Annotated in this window: 17 protein-coding genes and 2 tRNA genes; 8 read left to right on the top strand and 11 right to left on the bottom strand. The window is 72.3% G+C overall.

Annotated features, from left to right (window positions below; genetic code table 11):
- The first annotated feature begins 122 nt into the window (after positions 1-122).
- Positions 123-1049 (top strand): hypothetical protein, encoded by a 927-nt coding sequence (locus HBO46_RS04920; protein WP_166140096.1) that lies wholly within the window; start codon positions 123-125, stop codon positions 1047-1049.
- 45 nt (positions 1050-1094) lie between these two features.
- On the opposite strand, the gene HBO46_RS04925 is transcribed toward HBO46_RS04920, so the two are convergent.
- Positions 1095-2363, bottom strand: a complete 1269-nt coding sequence (locus HBO46_RS04925; RefSeq protein ID WP_166140095.1) for a uracil-xanthine permease family protein — start codon at positions 2361-2363, stop codon at positions 1095-1097.
- Positions 2364-2566: 203 nt separating this feature from the next.
- Between HBO46_RS04925 and HBO46_RS04930 the strand changes: the two genes are divergently transcribed.
- Positions 2567-2749, top strand: coding sequence for a hypothetical protein (locus HBO46_RS04930; RefSeq protein ID WP_166140094.1), 183 nt, complete (start codon positions 2567-2569; stop codon positions 2747-2749).
- 184 nt (positions 2750-2933) lie between these two features.
- On the opposite strand, the gene HBO46_RS04935 is transcribed toward HBO46_RS04930, so the two are convergent.
- Positions 2934-3749 (bottom strand): ABC transporter permease subunit, encoded by an 816-nt coding sequence (locus tag HBO46_RS04935; protein ID WP_166140093.1) that lies wholly within the window; start codon positions 3747-3749, stop codon positions 2934-2936.
- Entirely contained in the window at positions 3746-4645 is a 900-nt protein-coding gene (locus tag HBO46_RS04940) for an ABC transporter ATP-binding protein (protein ID WP_166140092.1), read from the bottom strand. Before HBO46_RS04940 ends, HBO46_RS04935 begins: the two co-directional genes overlap by 4 nt.
- A 216-nt stretch (positions 4646-4861) precedes the next feature.
- On the opposite strand from HBO46_RS04940, the gene HBO46_RS04945 reads away from it, so the two are divergent.
- Entirely contained in the window at positions 4862-6007 is a 1146-nt protein-coding gene (locus HBO46_RS04945) for a sensor histidine kinase (RefSeq protein ID WP_166140091.1), read from the top strand.
- Positions 6004-6660, top strand: a complete 657-nt coding sequence (locus HBO46_RS04950) for a response regulator (RefSeq protein WP_166140090.1) — start codon at positions 6004-6006, stop codon at positions 6658-6660. Before HBO46_RS04945 ends, HBO46_RS04950 begins: the two co-directional genes overlap by 4 nt.
- Positions 6661-6731: 71 nt before the next feature.
- Here HBO46_RS04950 and HBO46_RS04955 read toward each other — a convergent pair.
- Positions 6732-6804: transfer RNA gene (locus tag HBO46_RS04955), tRNA-Lys, on the bottom strand.
- A gap of 91 nt (positions 6805-6895) precedes the next feature.
- Positions 6896-8479: a phytoene desaturase family protein gene (locus tag HBO46_RS04960; RefSeq protein WP_224769378.1), complete on the bottom strand. Its 1584-nt coding sequence runs from the start codon at positions 8477-8479 to the stop codon at positions 6896-6898.
- Positions 8480-8576: 97 nt separating this feature from the next.
- Here HBO46_RS04960 and HBO46_RS04965 point away from each other — a divergent pair, with 97 nt between their 5' ends.
- The gene (locus tag HBO46_RS04965) at positions 8577-10580 is read left to right on the top strand and encodes an ATP-binding protein (RefSeq protein WP_224769379.1); all 2004 of its coding nucleotides are present in this window, start codon (positions 8577-8579) and stop codon (positions 10578-10580) included.
- 1 nt (position 10581) lies between these two features.
- Here HBO46_RS04965 and HBO46_RS04970 read toward each other — a convergent pair whose 3' ends face one another.
- The 3 genes from HBO46_RS04970 to orn form a co-directional block, all read right to left on the bottom strand.
- The gene (locus tag HBO46_RS04970) at positions 10582-11121 is read right to left on the bottom strand and encodes a potassium channel family protein (protein ID WP_166140087.1); all 540 of its coding nucleotides are present in this window, start codon (positions 11119-11121) and stop codon (positions 10582-10584) included.
- 140 nt (positions 11122-11261) lie between these two features.
- Positions 11262-11337: transfer RNA gene (locus HBO46_RS04975), tRNA-His, on the bottom strand.
- A gap of 45 nt (positions 11338-11382) precedes the next feature.
- Positions 11383-12030 carry an oligoribonuclease gene (orn, locus tag HBO46_RS04980; protein WP_166140086.1) on the bottom strand — a complete coding sequence of 216 codons (648 nt, stop codon included), beginning with the start codon at positions 12028-12030 and terminating at the stop codon, positions 11383-11385.
- 131 nt (positions 12031-12161) lie between these two features.
- Between orn and HBO46_RS04985 the strand changes: the two genes are divergently transcribed.
- Genes HBO46_RS04985 through HBO46_RS04995 form a run of 3 tightly spaced genes read left to right on the top strand, consistent with a single transcriptional unit; the run spans position 12162 to position 14468 of the window.
- Positions 12162-12659, top strand: coding sequence for a MauE/DoxX family redox-associated membrane protein (locus tag HBO46_RS04985; protein WP_166140085.1), 498 nt, complete (start codon positions 12162-12164; stop codon positions 12657-12659).
- The gene (locus HBO46_RS04990; protein WP_166140084.1) at positions 12659-13414 is read left to right on the top strand and encodes a DsbA family protein; all 756 of its coding nucleotides are present in this window, start codon (positions 12659-12661) and stop codon (positions 13412-13414) included. Before HBO46_RS04985 ends, HBO46_RS04990 begins: the two co-directional genes overlap by 1 nt.
- A 25-nt stretch (positions 13415-13439) precedes the next feature.
- Positions 13440-14468, top strand: coding sequence for an adenosine deaminase (locus HBO46_RS04995; protein WP_166140083.1), 1029 nt, complete (start codon positions 13440-13442; stop codon positions 14466-14468).
- Here the strand turns inward: HBO46_RS04995 and HBO46_RS05000 are convergent.
- The 3 genes from HBO46_RS05000 to HBO46_RS05010 form a co-directional block, all read right to left on the bottom strand.
- Positions 14453-14881, bottom strand: a complete 429-nt coding sequence (locus tag HBO46_RS05000; RefSeq protein WP_166140082.1) for a DUF6314 family protein — start codon at positions 14879-14881, stop codon at positions 14453-14455. The genes HBO46_RS04995 and HBO46_RS05000 overlap by 16 nt on opposite strands.
- Positions 14882-14947: 66 nt before the next feature.
- Positions 14948-16825, bottom strand: a complete 1878-nt coding sequence (locus HBO46_RS05005) for a Na+/H+ antiporter (protein WP_166140081.1) — start codon at positions 16823-16825, stop codon at positions 14948-14950.
- Between the two features lie 68 nt (positions 16826-16893).
- Positions 16894-17253 carry a hypothetical protein gene (locus tag HBO46_RS05010; protein WP_166140080.1) on the bottom strand — a complete coding sequence of 120 codons (360 nt, stop codon included), beginning with the start codon at positions 17251-17253 and terminating at the stop codon, positions 16894-16896.
- Between the last annotated feature and the right edge of the window lie 26 nt (positions 17254-17279).

The raw sequence follows: 17279 nt of genomic DNA on the forward strand, positions 1-17279 counted from the left end.
CGCACCTCTCAGACAGGCGTGCGCGGGCGATCCCCGTCGTACGCCGCCACGAGCGCAGCCCGGACCCCGGCCCACCCGGCCGGGTCCGGGCTGACTCATCACCGCGGGCCTAGCCTCGGACCATGACCTTCGTGCTGCGTCTCCTCAGCGGCGTGGCCGGCCTGCTGGCCTGCGTGCTGCTCCCGCTGACCCTCGCGGCCGTCTGGACGGCGGGGGTCCTCTCCGACACCGACCGCTACGTCGAGACCGTCGCCCCCGTCTCCAGCGACGACGCGGTGCGCGACGCGGTCGAGGAACGGGTCGTCAAGGAGACGATCGACCAGGTCGACCTCACCGCCGCGGCGGACCGCCTCGACGCGGGGCTGGCCGACCTCGGCGTCAGCGAGGAACTGCGCTCGTGGCTGGGCCCCGCCGCCTCGGGCCTGGAGGAGCGGGGCGCCACCTTCGTCGCCGGGGTGGTGCGCAAGGTGATGGAGCAGCCGGCGTTCGCGACCGCCTGGGACGCCGCCAACAGGGAGGCCCACGCCGAGCTGATCGATGCGCTGGAGTCCGGCGAGAGCGACGATGCCGGCGTGGTCCTCAAGCTCGCGCCGATCGTGGACGCGGTGGTCGACGAGCTCACCGGCGAGGGCATCACGGTGGCGCGTGGCCCGCTCGACTCGGTGTCGTTCACGCTGATGGAGCCCCAGGACGTCGAGCGTGCCTCCCGGGCCTACCGGGCGCTCGACACGGTCGCCACCGTGCTGCCGGTGGCCTGGATCGTGTGCCTCGGGCTCGCGCTGCTCGCGGCCCGCAACCGACCGGCGGCGCTGCGTCGCCTCGGCCTCGGCAGCGCGATCGGCGCCCTTGTGCTGCTCGGGGCGCTCTGGGTCGGTCAGCGGCACCTGGTGGACTCGGTGCCCGAGGTCGACTCGGCGGTGACCGACGCGGTCAGCCAGGTGCTGCTCAGCGACCTGCGCTGGGCCACCTGGATAGCGGTCGCGGTCTCGCTCGGGGTGTTCGTCGTCGGGGTGCTGCTCGGGGGCGTGCGCTCGCTGCGGCGGACCTGAGCCCGGGCCCGGATCTCCGGACCGGTCCGCCGCAACGCGAGCGGCTCAGGAGCTGGCCCGGTCCTCGTCCCCGCGCAGGCGGCCCAGCAGCACCATGCCGTGGTAGAGCCCGATGGCGGCCACGGTGCCCAGGGTGATGCCGGTGAAGGTCATGTCGCCCGCGTTGAGGGTCAGGTCGCCGATGCCGATGATCAGCGCGGCGGCCGCCGGGAACTGGTTGACCGGCTTGGAGAAGTCCACGCCGTTGTCGACCCACATCTTCACGCCGATCAGGCCGATCAGGCCGTAGAGCGCCACCGTCACGCCGCCGAGCACGCCCGGCGGGATGGTGTTGAGCAGGGCACCGAACTTGGGGGAGAGGCTCAGCAGCACCGCGGCGACGCCCGCCACCCAGTAGGCGGCGGTGGAGAAGACCCGGGTCGCGGTCATGACGCCGATGTTCTCGCCGTACGTCGTGGTGGCCGAGCCACCGCCGAGACCGGCCAGGCTGGTGGCCACGCCGTCGGCGAGCAGCGCGGTGCCGGTGCGGTCGTTGATCGAGGAGTCCCCGACCAGGTGGGCGACGCTGCGCACGTGCCCGACGTTCTCGGCGACCAGCACGAAGACGACCGGCAGGAACATCGGCACGATCGACCAGGTGGCGGTCGGGGTGCTGAACTCCGGCAGGCCGACCCAGTCGGCTGCCCGCACCGCGGTGAAGTCCAGGTCGCCGGCCAAGGCGGTCGCGACGTAGCCGACGACGACGCCGACGAGGATCGAGAGGCGGGCGAGCATGCCGCGGAACGCCGCGGCGACCACGCAGATGGTGACCAGGGTCAGGGTCGCGATCCACGGCGCCTCCGCGAAGTTGCTGGTCGCCGCTCCGCCGAGGTTGAAGCCGATCAGCGCGACGATCGCGCCGGTGACCACCGGCGGCATCAGGATGTCGATCCAGCGGGTGCCGGTCGCGGCGACGACGGCGCCGACGACGGCGAGCAGCACGCCGGTGACGAGGATGCCGAACAGGGCGGCGCCCATGCCGTGGTCGCCCATCGCCGCACCAATTGGCGCGATGAAGGCGAAGGAGCTGCCGAGGTAGCTGGGCAGCCGGTTGCGGTTGAGCGCCAGGAACAGCATCGTCCCGACACCGGAGAAGAACAGGGTGGTGGTGGGCGGGAAGCCGGTGATGACCGGCACCAGGAACGTCGCGCCGAACATCGCGACGACGTGCTGCGCGCCGAAGCCGAGCGTGCGCGGCCACGAGAGCCGCTCCTCGGGGCGGACGATGGCGTCCGAAGCGACGGTGCGACCGTCGCCGTGCAGGGTCCAGGGCATCGTGAAAGTCTCCTCCTGGGCCACCGTACGGGTAAGCGGTGTGCCCGCGGGACTTTAGCCGGGACCGGGGATCGGTCGAAAAACGCTGGCCCGGTCCGCGTGGCGCCGCACACAAGAAGCGGGCACGCGGTGATCTGGTTCCTGGGCTGACGGGGTTGTCCACAGGTGCTCTGACCTGCGACAACGACTGGTCGGGACGGTCGGTGGTTGAGTCCCGATCCGGCCACCCGGTGGCCGCGGCGGTGGCGTGCGTGCACGAGGCGCTGGACGCCGTGGTTGATGCGCCGGTGTGGTCGCTGAGCGAGGCCGAGGCCGGGGTGGCGCTGCTGGCCCTGGGGGCTGAGTCGGTGGTCGGGCTCCTCAGCCGCCGCTTCGGCATCCGGTAGAGCGTGATCGTGTCCGGCAAGGTGCGGGGAGCGCGGCCGTAGTGGCTGGTGCGAGAGATGCCGCGGAAGAGACCCAGCAGAAGGACTCCGGGACGGCGCTCGGACGCGACCTGCTGGTCCTCCACGAGGCGATCCACTAGTCCATGCAGCGGACCCTTGCGGACACCGCCGCCGGCGGGTGTGACTACGCGACCTCGGAGCGGCGCAGGGAGAGCAGCCCGACGGCGAGGGGGATGACGATCCAGATCAGCGTGGTCGACCCGAGCATCGCCCACTCCTCGGCGGTGTTCGTGGCGCCCGCGAAGAGCTGCACCTGGGTGTAGTTCCAGTCGATCCACGGCTGCAGGTCCAGGAACCAGTCCCGTACCGACGCGAGCAGGGCGAGGACGCCGGGCAGGACGAGTGAGACCACGAAGTACCCGACGATCGCCGCGGCCGAGGCCCTCAGCACCGTGCCGAGCGTGAAGCCGATCGCCATGCCGACCAGATTGCCGAGCACGATCTGGGGTGCGGTGGACAGCGACACGTCCCAGACTGTGTCGACGCCAGCAAGCGCCGAGCCGGCCACGTTGCCGACGGCGCCCACCGCGAAGGCGACGGCCATCGCGCCGACGCCCACCACGACGGTCGCGATCGCCTTGGCGCCGATCACGCGCCCGCGGCTCGGGACCAGGGTGAACGTGGTGAGTCCGCTGCGCTGGCTCCACTCGCTCGTGACGGCCAGGATCGCGATCATCGGCAGGATCACCGACATGGGGAGGCCGATGGCAGTCGCGAAGCTCTCGTAGGTGACGGCGCTGTCGGGAGCGAAGACGATGACCGCCCCGGTCGCGACGACCGACAGGACGCCGATGCCGATGAGCATCCAGAAGCCCGAGCGGGTGTTGAACATCTTGCGCAGCTCGACCTTGACCAGCCGAGTGGTCGGGATGGGCGGGGCGGTCCGGCGAAGCGGTGCGGCCTTCGTGGTGGTGCCCGGCGGGACGGTCAGGGCGGTCATGTCGCAGCTCCTTCGCGCTGGGTGTCGGCAGTGAGCGACAAGAAGATGTCTTCGAGCCCGGCACCGTCGGCGGACCGCAGCTCGGTGAGGGCGATGCCGGCGGCCAGGGCGGTGGTCCCGACCCGATCGGGGTCGGCGTCGGTGCGGACCGAGCCGTCCCCGGCGAGCGTGGCGGGGATCCCGGCCTGCTCGAGTGCGTCGGCAAGGTCGCGCGGTGAGGTCGAGCGGGCGAGGGTCCCGGCTGCGGCGAGGAGCTCCTCCTTGTTGCCGGACGCGACGATCCGGCCGTTGCCGATGACGACCAGGTCGTCGGCGATGACCTCGATCTCGTGGAGCAGGTGGGAGGACAGCAGCACCGTGCCGCCCTGGTCGGCGAAGCCCGTCAGCAGGTCGCGGATCCACCGGATCCCGGCGGGGTCGAGCCCGTTGGCGGGCTCGTCGAGGATCAGCACCCGGGGATCTCCGAGGAGCGCCGTGGCGATGCCGAGCCGCTGGCGCATGCCGAGGGAGTAGGTGCGGACCCGTCGGGTGGCCTCGGCGGGGGCGAGGCTCACCAGCTCGAGCATCTCCTCGACGCGAGAGCCGGGCAGCCCCATCGTGGCGGCGGCGCACGCGAGGATCTCGCGGCCGGTGCGACCGGCGTGCTGGGCGGAGGCGTCCAGCAGGACGCCCACCTCGAGGCCGGGGTTCGGGAGGTCGGCGAACCGTTCGCCATGGATGGTCGCGGAGCCGGAGGTCGGGACGGTCAGACCGACCATCATGCGCATCGTGGTGGACTTGCCGGCGCCGTTCGGACCGAGGAAACCGGTCACGCGTCCGGGCTGGGCGGTGAAGGAGATGTCGTCGACGGCGGTGAGGCCGGCGTACCTCCGGGTCAGGGACTCAACGGTGATCATGGGCTCGACCCGTGCGTGCGAGTGCGCTGGACATGGTGTCCTCCTGTGCCGGCCTGCACCGGGTGCGCAGGACCAGACCTCCACCGTGACGGCGCTCGTGGTCACCGGGCATCGGCCGCGCGGCTCCGAGTCGGTCGTGCTTTCGGTCGAGGTGCCGGGGGCGGGGTCAGACTTTCGGCCGGTCCCCGGGAGGCGCTCCGTCCCTACTCTGAGGGGGTGAGCAATCCACTGCGGTCCCTGCTGGAGGAACCCCGGCCCCCGGACCCACCGGTTCGGGTATGGCGGGACTGGGTGCTGCTGGCGGGCGTCACGGTGGTGGGGGTGCTGGAGGGCGTCCTGCGTGAGGACCTGCCGCTGCGGGGGCTGTCGGTGGCGTTGGCGCTCGGACTGGCGCCGCTGTTGCTGTGGCGACGTACGCACCCGCTCGCCGTGGTCGCGACCGCCTTCGGCGTGACCGCGGTCGTGGACATCGTCCTGGTCGCCTCCGGCGCGCCTGCGCTCGACATGAACACGATGGTCTACCTGCTGGTGCTGCCCTATTCGCTGTTCCGGTGGGGTTCCGGGCGCGAGGCGGTGGCGGGCCTGGCGATCATCCTGGTCCCGGCCACCCTGTCGCTCGTCGTCAGCTGGACCGGGGTGGCCGACGCGATCGGCGGGGTCGCCGTCCTGTTGTCCGCCTTCGCCCTGGGCTGGGCCGTGCGTTCCGAGCACGGCGCCCGGGAGCGGCGGTTGGAGCAGGTGAAGTCGGAGGAGCGGGCCCTGCTGGCGCGCGAGCTGCACGACACGGTGGCCCACCACGTCTCCGCCATCGCCGTCCAGGCGCAGGCGGGGCAGGCTCTCGCGCCGACCAGCCCGTCGTCGCCGCTCGAGGCGCTGGCGGTGATCGAGGAGGAGGCATCGCGCACGCTCGCGGAGATGCGGGCGATGGTCCGGGTGCTGCGCAACGAGGCGCCCGTCGACTACGCCCCGCAGCCCGGTGTCGCCGATCTCGGGCGGCTGGCCGGGGCCTCGCCTGCCGGGCCACGGGTGGACGTGAGTGTCTCGGGTGACCTGGCCGCCCTCCCGGCGGCGATCGACGCCGCCGTCTTCCGGATCGCTCAGGAGGCGGTGACCAATGCCCTGCGGCACGCCCGCAACGCGACCCTGATCGACGTGCGCGTCGCCGGCGACCAGTCCACGGTCAGCCTCGTCGTCCGCGACGACGGCGATCCGGGTGCAGCCGACCCCGGCGACGAAGCGGGGTTCGGGCTCACCGGGATGGCGGAACGCGCACTGCTCCTGGGGGGCGCGTGCCGGGCGGGTCCCTGTCCAGGACGCGGCTGGGCCGTCAGCGCGACACTGCCGCGGCAGGTCTCGGCGTGAGCATCCGGGTGCTGGTCGCCGACGACCAGGATCTCGTGCGGACCGGACTGCGGCTGATCCTCGGCACCCTGGACGGCATCGAGGTCGTGGGGGAGGCCCGCGACGGACGGGAGGCGGTGCGGCTGGCCCGCGAACTCCGTCCCGACGTGTGCCTCATGGACATCCGGATGCCGGTTCTCGACGGGGTCGAAGCGACCCGTCTGCTGGCCGGGCCCGGCGTCGAGGACCCGGTCGTGGTCGTCGTGATCACCACCTTCGACCTCGACGAGTACGTGCACGGTGCGCTGCTGGCCGGCGCCACCGGCTTCCTGCTGAAGGACGCCGGACCCGAGCTGCTCGGTGAGGCGATCCGGGCGGCCACCCGAGGCGATTCGCTCATCTCGCCCAGCGTCACCCGCAGGCTGCTGTCGACGTTCGCGGGCACGGGGCGCGCAGCTCCACTCGTTCAGCCCCTCGACCCGCTCACTGAACGTGAGGAGCAGGTGCTGCTCACCGTTGCGCGGGGTCGCACCAACGCCGAGATCGCCGCCGAGCTGCACATCAGCCTCAGCACGGTGAAGACCCACATCGCCAGCCTCATGGCCAAGCTCGGCGCCCGCAATCGGGTGGAGGTCGCGATGTGGGGCTACGAGACCGGCCGGGTCCGGGAGTAGCAGGCGGGGCAGTCGGCCGGGAAACGAAAAAGCCCCTGACCAGCGTTTCCGCTGGTCAGGGGCTGTATCTGTACGCCATCAGGGACTCGAACCCCGAACCCGCTGATTAAGAGTCAGCTGCTCTGCCAATTGAGCTAATGGCGCCCGGTGAAGCGAGTGAAACAGTACCAGTGGCTGCGCCTCGTGGAAAATCCGGAGGGCATGACCCGCACCACACGCCTGTGACGACCCCGGCTCAGCGGCTCTCCAGCACCGCCCGGGCGGCGTCGTGGCCGCCGAGCCCGGAGACCGCGCCGCCGCGTCGCGCGCCCGATCCGCACAGCAGCACGGAGTCCAGGCCGGTCTGCACGCCCCAGCGCTGGGCGGGGGTCTCCAGCCGGGCGCGGTCCGGCGCCCAGGGCCAGTCCAGCGGGCCGTGGAAGATGTGCCCGCCGGGCATCGCGAGGTCCGCCTCGATCTCGTGGGGGACCTTGGCCTCGAGGCAGGGGTTGCCCTCGCCGTCGCGGGCGAGGCACGAGGCGATCGGCTCCGCGAGGTGCTCGTCCAGCGACGCGAGCGCGCGGGCCACGGCGAGGGCCTTGGCGCCGGGGTCGTCGGTGAACAGCGTGCCCGGGGTGTGCAGGCCGAAGTAGGTCAGCGTGTGGGCGCCCGCGGCGGCGTCCGCGCCGAGGATCGAGGGGTCGCTCAGCGAGTGGCAGTAGACCTCGCCGGGCAGCACCTCCGGGACCCGCCCGGCCGCCGCGTCGGCGTACGCCGCCTCGAGCTGGGAGTAGTCCTCCGCGAGGTGCAGGGTGCCGGCGAAGGCGACCGCCGGGTCGGCCCCGCTGCGCAGCCGGGGGAGGCGGTCGAGCAGGAGGTTGATCTTCAGCTGCGAGCCGACCGGCTTGGTGACCGGGTCGGGGTCCTCGCCGAGCAGGATCTGCAGCACCCACGGCGCGACGTTGGCCAGCACGTGGCCGGCGGTCACGGTGTGCCGGCGCCCGTCGCCGTCCCATGTGACCTCGGCGCCGTCGGCACCGTCGCGGATCGCGTGCACGCCGGCGGAGGTGAGGATCTCGGCGCCGGCCTCGCTCGCCGCACGGGCCAGGGCGTCGGTGATCGCGCCCATCCCGCCGACCGGCACCCGCCACTCGCCGGTGCCGTTGCCGATCAGGTGGTAGAGGAAGCAGCGGTTCTGCTCCAGCGACTCCGCGCGCAGCGAGGCGAAGGTGCCGATCAGCGCGTCGGTCGCGACCACCCCACGCACCGTGTCGTCGGCGAAGCGCGCCTCGATGGTCTCCCCGAGCGGGCGCTGCACCAGGTCGCGCCAGACGCCGGCGTCCACCTGCTCGCGCACGGCGCGCTCGGTCGGCAGCGGCTCCATCAGCGTGGGCGCCACGGCGGCCGCGAGGGTGCCGACGTCGGCGTAGAAGCGCTGCCAGGCGGCGTACTCCTCCTCGCCACCGGTGAGCGCGCGGAACGACTCGCGCGTCGCGGACCCCTCGGGACGCTCGACCAGCAGGCCGCCGGTGCGATCCCCGCGCCGCCAGGGCGTGTACGACGCGGTCGTGCGCGAGGTCAGCGCGATGTCGAGGTCGAGCTCCTCGACCAGCCGGTTCGGCAGCAGGGAGACCAGGTAGGAGTACCGCGAGAGCCGGGTGTCGCGACCGGCGAAGGCCCGGGCCGACACGGCGGCGCCGCCGACGTGGTCGAGGCGCTCCAGGACCAGGACCGAGAGGCCCGCGCGGGCGAGGTAGGCGGCGGAGACCAGGCCGTTGTGCCCGCCCCCGACGACCACGACGTCGTAGTGCTGGCGCTGGGCGGGATGTGCGTTGCTCACGCCCCGCAACCTAGGCGACCGCGCGGAAAACCCCGCACGCACCGCTCCGGGCGTGGTGGGATGTGCGCCGGGCACGACCAGCCGGGGAGGGGTGGCGGTGAACGGCTCGGCGAGGGTCCGCCTCCCAGCACTGCTGGTGCTGCTGGGCGTGCTCGGGTTCGTGGCCGTCCGGTCCGCGGGCGGCGAGGGACACGCGGTCGGCATCTGGCCGGTCGGCCTGGCGACGGTGGTGGTCCTCACCGCCGACCGGCGCTGGCGCGATCCGCTGCTGGTCCTGGTGCTCGGTCTCGCCTGGCTGACGGTCTGGGCCGGTGGCCGCCCGGCCGACGTCGCGCTGGGCTGCAGCCTCGGCATCGTCCTCGAGACGCTCGTCGCGGTGCGCATACTGGGCCACGGACGCCCGGACCCCCTTCGGATCGTTGAGGACGGCGACCTGACCCGCTATCTGATGGCGACGACCGCGGCCGGACTGGTGGCGGGCTCGGTGGCGGCCCTGACCTCGGTCCTGACCGGTGGGGGGACGCCGTGGTTCGTCGGGCTGGTGGTCGGCGTCTCGCACTGGGCCTCCCAGCTGTGCGTCGTGGCGGTGTTCGCCCACCTGCCCGCCCACGGGGCGGTCGCCCGGCCCCGGGAGCGCGTGGCGCAGTGGCTGACGGTCCTGGTGGTGGCCCCCGCCGTGTTCGTGCCGCAGGAGTTCCCCAGCCTCGCCTTCGTCGTGATCCCGCTGCTGGCCTGGACCGCGCTGCGCAGCCGCCCCGTCGAGGCGCTGGTGCAGATGTGTGCCGTGGTGGGCTGCGCGATCGCGATGACCACCTTCGGGCGTGGCCCGTTCGCCGGAGCTCCGGCGATCCACGGCCTCGACCACGACACCCACGGGGTGCTCCTCGCCCTCTACGCCGTGACCTGCGCGCTGATCGTCGTACCGCTCGTGCAGCGCGTCGGCGTCCACATCGCCACCTCGCGGGCGGCCCGCGCGGAGCGGGACCGGCTCCAGAACGTCGTGAGCAGCACCCCGGGTGTCGCGATCATCGGCACCGGGCCCACGGGTCGGGTGACGCTGTTCAATCCCGGCGCGGAGAGCCTGCTCGGCTACCGGGCCGAGGAGATGCTCGGCGACTCGATCGAGAGGCTGTTCTCGTCGGAGTCGATCCGCCTCAAGGCCGCCGACCTCGGGGTGCCCGACGACTTCGTCTCGGTCGCGCGTGCCCTGGTCGACCCCGCCGTCGGGCAGACCTCGCTGCGGTTCCTGCGGCGCGACGGCGAGGAGCGCGACCACGAGCTCACGCTGTCGCGCATCAGCGCCGACGACGGCACCACACTCGGGTTCGTGAGCACCTCCGAGGACGTCACGGAGCGGCTCCAGGCCGAGAACGCGCTCAAGCAGGCGGTCGAGCAGCTGCGGCAGGTCGACGCGGTGAAGGACGCGTTCGTCTCCAGCGTCAGCCACGAGCTGCGTACGCCGATCACGAGCATCCAGGGCTACCTCGAGCTGCTCGAGGACGGCTCGTACGGCGACCTCAGCGCCCCCCAGCTCAACGCGGTGCGCCGGGTGGCGGGCAACAGCCGGCGGCTGCTGGGGTTGATCGACGACCTGCTGACGCTGTCGAAGATGCAGGAGGAGTCCTCGATCGCGGTCGTCGAGCGGGCCTTCGACCTGCGCCGTGCCGTCGAGGCGGGCTACGGCCTGGTCGCGCCGGTGCTGGAGAGCCGCCGGCTGACGATGAGCCTGAGCCTGCCGCCGGAGCCCGTGCCGTTCCTCGGCGACCGGGACATGGTGGAGCGGCTGGTCGTCAACCTGGTCGGAAATGCGGTCAAGTTCACGCCTGACGAGGGGACCGTCACGGTGACCCTGGAGACCGAGGGCGAGGAGACGCTGCTGCGCGTCACCGACACCGGCATCGGGATCCCGCTGTCGGAGCAGAAGCACCTCTTCCAGCGCTTCTTCCGCTCCGAGCTGGCCCAGAAGCACGCCATCCAGGGCAGCGGGCTCGGGCTGTCGATCTCCCGGGCGGTGGTCGAGCGGCACGGCGGCACGATCGACGTGGTCTCCGACACGGGCGCCGGCACCACGTTCCTGGTCCGGATGCCGCTCGTCGCCTGACTCAGCGCCCCGACCGGCTCGGGACGGCGCTTCGCACCAGCGAGGCGACCACGACGACGCTGAACACGATCAGCGCGCACACCAGGGCCCGGGCCAGCTGCCCCTCGGCGTGCACGTCGCCGTAGCCGACGGTGGCCATCGTGCTGAGGGTGAAGTAGAGCGCGTCGGTGCGGGTGCTCAGCCCCACGAACTGCCGCGGTGCCAACAGCTCGACCAGGTAGAAGGCCAGCGAGAACGCGGTGATGACCAGCACCACCATCATCGTGAGGACACCCGCGGTCCGCATCTCGGCGCCGGCCCGCACGTGGCGCAGCTCCAGCACCATCGCCCACGCGAGCACCCCGAGTCCCGCCGCCGTCAGCAGGAGGCTCACCGCGATGGCGGAGGTGGAGCCGCCCCACCGGACGGGGACGGCGTAGTAGGTCACCAGCACGCCCACGCAGGCCCACACCGGGTGCTGCCACCGCACGAAGCCGCGAGCGTCGTCGCCGCCCTCGAGGTCATCCGGCTCGTCCGGCGGGGGGACGGCGTCCTCGGCCATGGCGACCTCCTGGGGCGGCAGGACTCCAGCCGCGGCGGCTGGAGGTCGTGGTGCGCGTCGTACCCGCGCGGTTCCATCGTCGGCTGCGGGCCGAAATGAGTCGAGCCCCCGACCTGGTCCAGGTCGGGGGCTCGATCACATGGGGTGAGTAACGGGACTTGAACCCGCGACATCTGCGACCACAACGCAGCGCTCTACCAGCTGAGCTATACCCACCATCAGCTCCGGCGAGGCCGGTAGCCGAGGACGAGTGTAGGGGAACTACTCGCCCGGTGTGGAATCGGGGGCGGCATCGGGTCGCGGGAGGCCGGTGATCGACCCGCCGTGCTTGTCGGCGAGCTCCTTGGCGGTGGCGCTGTCGATGCCGGGGGAGGGCTGGAACACGGCCTCGCGGTAGTAGCGCAACTCCTCGATGCTCTCCTGGATGTCGGCGAGTGCGCGGTGGTTGCCCTGCTTGGCGGGGGCCTGGAAGTACGCCCGGGGGAACCAGCGGCGCGAGAGCTCCTTGATCGAGGAGACGTCGACGATGCGGTAGTGCAGGAACGACTCGAGCGCGGGCATGTCGCGGGAGATGAACATGCGGTCGGTCGCCACGGTGTTGCCCGCCAGCGGGGGACGGCTGCCGTCGGGGCAGTGCTCGCGGATGTAGGCGAGGGTGCGCTCCTCGGCCTCGGCGAGGGTCACGCCGGCGGCGAGCTCCTCGAGCAGGCCGGACTTCTCGTGCATGTCGCGCACGAAGTCACCCATCTGGTCCAACGCCTCCTGCGGGGGACGGATCACGATGTCCACGCCCTCCCCGAGCACGTTGAGATCGAAGTCGGTCACCAGGGCCGCCACCTCGATCAGCGCGTCCGCGCCGAGGTCGAGGCCGGTCATCTCACAGTCGATCCACACGAGTCGGTCATTCACGTCGAGTCAGCCTAGGCCACGGCACCCACGGGGCCCGCCCTCGCAGACGCCGTACGGCGGGAACTTGGTCCTGTTGACCGAGGGCTGAGGCCTCTCAGCAAGGACTCAGGCCATCTGCCTACGGTGAACCCGTGAGGGAGTGGGTCGGACTGGTCATACGCCTGGTGAGCGGCGGGGTGCTGCTCGTCGCGGGCGCCGTGAAGCTGCCCGACCCCGGCGCGAGCGTCCGCGCGGTGCGGGCCTACGACCTGCTGCCGGAGGCGATCGTGCCGACGGTCGGCTACCTGCTGCCGGTGCTCGAGGTCGTGGTGGGCGCGCTGCTGATCGTCGGGATGCTCACCCGCGGCGCGGCGGGGCTGGCCGTGGTGCTCTACCTGGCGTTCTCGATCGGCATCGCGACCGCCTGGGCGCGGGGCCTGACCATCGACTGTGGCTGCTTCGGTGGCGGCGGACAGGACCCCGACGCCGCTTCGAAGTACCCCTGGGAGCTGGCGCGCGACGGCGTACTGCTGCTGGCCAGCGGGTGGCTGGTCCTGCGGCCGCGCACCAAGCTCGCGCTCGACAACCGGATCTTCGCCCCGATCACCCTCACCCCCGAACCTGTTGCCGAACACAGAAATGAGAGCTGATGTCCAAGAAGAACACCCCGGCTGCCCCGCGCTCCGAGCGCGCCGCGGCCGCCCTCGCGCAGCAGCACGCGGAGGAGAGGCGTCGCCGGCTGTTCATGATCGGCGGTGTCATCGTCGCGATGCTCGTGGTGGTCGTGGCCGGGGTGCTCATCCAGCAGTCGCGTGACACCTCCTCGGACGTCGACGCGCCCGTCGCGGGCGCCGGCGCGACCGGGGTGGAGGAGTTCGGGCTGTCCTACGGCGACGAGGACGCGCCGCGCTCGGTGGTCATCTACGAGGACTTCCTGTGCCCCTACTGCGGGCTGCTCGAGCAGGCCACCCGCGAGGACCTGAACCGGCTGGCTGCGGACGGGAAGGTGCGCGTCGAGTACCGCCCCTTCAACCTGCTCAGCCGCATGGGCGACTACTCCGCGCGGGCGGCCAACGCCTTCCGCGTCGTGTCGAACGAGTCGGGCCCGGAGGTCGCGAAGAGGTTCCACGAGATCCTCTTCGACAACCAGCCGGCGGAGGGCAAGGACTACCCCGACGACGACCAGCTGATCGCCTGGGCGGTCGAGGCCGGCGCCGAGGAGGACGCGGTGCGTCCCGGCATCGAGGACCAGAGCGAGATGGACTGGGTCGAGGCGGCGACCCAGTCGGCCACCGACTCCGGTGTGCGCGGCACCCCGACGATCCTGCTCGACGGCGAGGTCTTCGAGGCCTCCGGCAGCGTCGACGACACCGCCGACGCGCTGGCCCGCGAGTTGGAGCGCTGAGCGAGGGGCGACCACACTGCGGGGGGTGAGCACCCTGCGCGAGTTCGTCAGCGGTCTGCCGAAGGCGGAGCTGCACGTCCACCACGTCGGCTCCGCCTCTCCGCGCATCGTCAGCGAGCTCGCCGCCCGGCACCCGGGCACGGTGCCGAGCGACCTCGACGCGCTGCGGGAGTTCTTCGAGTTCCGCGACTTCGCGCACTTCATCGAGGTCTACCTCGCGGTGGTCGCCCTGGTCCGCACGCCCGAGGACGTCCGGTACCTGACCTACGAGGTCGGCCGGGAGCTGGCCGAGGGCCAGGCGGTCCGCTACGCGGAGCTCACCTGCACGCCGTACACGTCGGTGCGCCCGCACGAGCCCGGCGTGTGGATGGCGATCGAGGCCTACACCGAGGCGATCGAGGACGCGCGGGTCGCGGTCGAGCGTGACTTCGGGCTGGTGCTGCGCTGGATCTACGACATCCCCGGCGAGTCCGGGCTGCCCGCCGCCGACGCCACGCTCGACTACGCGCTGCACCACCGCCCGGACGCGCTGGTCGGCTTCGGGCTCGGCGGGCCCGAGATCGGGGTGCCGCGCCCGCAGTTCCAGCCGCACTTCGACGCCGCCCGCGCCGCCGGGCTGCACTCGGTGCCGCACGCGGGGGAGACGACCGGCCCGCAGACGGTGTGGGACGCCGTACGACTGCTGGGCGCGGAGCGGATCGGCCACGGGACCTCCGCGGCCCAGGACCCCGCGCTGCTCGAGCACCTCGCCGAGCACGGGATCGCGCTCGAGGTCTGCCCGACCTCCAACGTCGCCACCCGGGCCGTCGCGTCGCTCGAGGAGCACCCGATCGGCATCTTCCGCGACGCCGGCGTCACGGTCACCGTGCACTCCGACGATCCGCCGATGTTCGGCACGACGCTCAACCAGGAGTACGAGGTCGCCGCCCGGCTGCTCGACCTCGACACCGCCGGGGTCGCGGACCTCGCCCGCGCGTCGGTGCACGCGTCATTCGCCGAGGACGACGTACGCCGCCGGCTGCTCGCGGAGATCGACGACTACGTCGCCGGCTGACGCGCGGTGTGGCGAGTCCGCATCGTGTAGTCCTTCTCCGGGCCGCGACAGTCCCACCGCACCGTCCACGTGGACCGGTCGGGGCTGACCTCGACGAGGCCCCGGTAGTCGTCGCGACCGCAGGGGTGGTGCACCTGCTCACCGACCGACCACGGGTGGAAGTCGCGGCCGTCGGCGAAGAGCACCCACCACGCCTCGCCCCGGCGTACGACGTCGAGGGTCCGGCTCACCGGCACCTCGTGGTCCGCCCAGGTCATCGTCCCGGTCTCGTCCCACCGCACGTGATCGTCGTCGAGCCGGGTCAGGGTCGCGCTCCCGCGCACCGCCCGCGCCTCACCGCCCCACCGGTCCTCGATCTCACGGGCCAGGGCCCAGGTCCCGAGCAGGTCGAGCGGGGAGACATCAGTGATCACGCGGTCATTGTCCCCTCCGCTCCCGCCGGTCGAGCTGGTTCCGTGGTCAAGGTCGGCGAGGGCTCCTCAGGCGGTGAGGTGGTGCACGTAGCACCAGCGCCAGTCCTCGCCGGGCTCGGCGGACTGCATCACCGGGTGCTGGGTGTCGTGGAAGTGCTCGGTCGCGTGCTGGCGCGGCGAGGAGTCGCAGCACCCGACCTCGCCGCACTCCAGGCACCGGCGCAGGGACACCCAGCGGGTGCCTTCCGCCACGCAGGCGCGGCAAGCGGTCGCCGGGGGCTCCTCGCTTGCCGGGTGCTGGGCCAGGTCGTCGCAGAGGTCGCCGATCTGCCAGCGGCGTGCGGCGTACACGGCGGTCTCGTCGCGCTCCTGCTCGGCGTTGTCGAGCATCGACTCCTCGAGGTCGAGCATCGCCAGCACGTCGGCGACCACGTCGGCCGGCACCTGGCCGTCGCCGCGGATCTGGAGGATCCGGCGGCGCTCGGTGTCCAGCAGATGGGTGCGGATCCGGTAGTACAGCGCGGCCGGGGACTCCTCGCCCGCCTGGGTGCCGAGCCGCTCCCACGCGGCGAAGTTGCGCTGGTCGAGGCCCTGCCGGATCAGGTCGACGACGCCGGCGGGGTCGTCGTACTCCATCGTGTCGAGCTCGTCGAGCGCCGCCTTGGAGGCCTGCTGCAGCAGGGTCGCACGGGCGAGCGCGTCGTCGAGGGGATCGGGGGAGGGGACCCGCAACCGCCGGGTGAACCACGGCAGCGAGAGTCCCTGCACGAGCAGCGTCCCGGCGACGACCGTGAACGCCGCCATCAGCAGGACCTCGCGGTGCGGGGCGTCGGCCGGGATGACGAACGCCGCGGCGAGCGTGACCACCCCGCGCATGCCGGCCCAGCCGAGCAGGAACATGAACGACCACGGCGGCGCCTCGTGGGCGGGGTGGTCGTCATGGGCGTGCACGTGGGGGAAGAGCACCCAGCGCGAGCCGAGCACCCAGAGCAGTCGCAGCACGATCACCGCGGCCAACGTCGCGAGGCAGACGAGGGCGATCCGCCCGGCGCCGAGGTCGCTGTCGGCGAGGTCCTGCACCAGCCACTCGGCCTGGAGCCCGATCAGCAGGAAGACCGCGTTCTCCAGGACGAAGGCGATCGTGCGCCAGTTGACCCGCTCGGCGATCCGGGACTGCGCGGTCTGGAGGATCGGCGAGCGGTGGCCGAGCAGCAGGCCGGCCACGACGACCGCGACCACGCCGGAGGAGTGGACCTCCTCGGCCAGGACGTAGCTGGCGAACGGCACCACCAGCGACAGCGCCACGTCGACCACCGGCTCGGTGATCCGTCGCCGCAGCCACGCCGTGACCCAGTACGCCGCCAGGCCCACCGCGACGCCGCCCGCGGCCGCGACCACGAAGTCGAGCCCGACCTCCCACGGGTGGAGCGTGGCCGCCCCGATCGTGGCGATGGTCGCGCGCAGGAGCACCAGCGCGGTGGCGTCGTTGAACAGCGACTCGCCCTCGAGGACGGTGACGATCTTGCGGGGGAGGCCGATGTGGCGGCCGATTGCGGTCGCGGCCACGGCGTCCGGGGGAGCGACCACGGCGCCGAGGGCGAGCGCAACCGGCCAGGAGATCCCCGGGACGAGTGCGTGCACCACCCAGCCCACCCCGGCCGCGGTGAAGATGACCAGCCCGACGGACTGCAGCACGATCGGCCGGCGGAAGGTGGTGAGGTCGACCAGCGAGGAGGACAGCGCAGCGGCGTACAGCAGTGGCGGCAGGAGCCCGAGCAGCACGACCTCGGGCTCGAGGTGCACCTGCGGCACGAACGGCAGGAACGACGCGCCGACGCCGACGACGACCAGCAGCAGCGGCGCCGGTACGCCGATGCGCCGCGAGACGATGACGCCGCCCAGCACGCCCAGGGCCAAGGCGATGAGGAACACGGCGACGTCCATCGCTTCATTGTGCTGACCGCACCCGAGCGCGACAGGGTCCTGCGACCCTGCCCCTTCCGCGGGGCGGTCTACGCCGCGCAGTCCTGCCGCAGCTTCTTGATCGCAGCGGGGTCGCTCGTGATCGTGTCGCCGCGCTTCGCGTAGAGCTCGTCCTCGTAGCTGGTGAACTCCATGGCCGGGTCCTCGCAGGACACCCAGGTCGCGGCGGTGTAGGCGCCGCCCTCGTCCGCGCAGCCCTGGTAGTCCTCGGGCAACTTCTCGCCCTCCTTCCAGACCTCCGAGCACGAGGACGCCTCGGCGGCGTCGGTCTCGGGCGCGTTGGTGGCGTAGCCGGGCCCCGACTCGGAGTCGGACTCTTCGGTGCCGCACGCAGACAGGGCGAGGAGCGCGGCGAACGTGGCGGTCGTGGCAGCGAGTCGTCGTGTCATGGTCGCATGGTAGGCACGCGCACCAC

The organism is Nocardioides ochotonae (assembly GCF_011420305.2).
Lineage (GTDB): Bacteria > Actinomycetota > Actinomycetes > Propionibacteriales > Nocardioidaceae > Nocardioides > Nocardioides ochotonae.

Coding starts and splice junctions, on each gene's coding strand:
- HBO46_RS04920 (WP_166140096.1), top strand. CDS start 123: ATGACCTTCGTGCTGCGTCTCCTCAGCGGCGTGGCCGGCCTGCTGGCC.
- HBO46_RS04925 (WP_166140095.1), bottom strand. CDS start 2,363: ATGCCCTGGACCCTGCACGGCGACGGTCGCACCGTCGCTTCGGACGCC.
- HBO46_RS04935 (WP_166140093.1), bottom strand. CDS start 3,749: ATGACCGCCCTGACCGTCCCGCCGGGCACCACCACGAAGGCCGCACCG.
- HBO46_RS04940 (WP_166140092.1), bottom strand. CDS start 4,645: ATGATCACCGTTGAGTCCCTGACCCGGAGGTACGCCGGCCTCACCGCC.
- HBO46_RS04970 (WP_166140087.1), bottom strand. CDS start 11,121: ATGGCCGAGGACGCCGTCCCCCCGCCGGACGAGCCGGATGACCTCGAG.
- HBO46_RS04990 (WP_166140084.1), top strand. CDS start 12,659: ATGTCCAAGAAGAACACCCCGGCTGCCCCGCGCTCCGAGCGCGCCGCG.
- HBO46_RS05005 (WP_166140081.1), bottom strand. CDS start 16,825: ATGGACGTCGCCGTGTTCCTCATCGCCTTGGCCCTGGGCGTGCTGGGC.
- HBO46_RS05010 (WP_166140080.1), bottom strand. CDS start 17,253: ATGACACGACGACTCGCTGCCACGACCGCCACGTTCGCCGCGCTCCTC.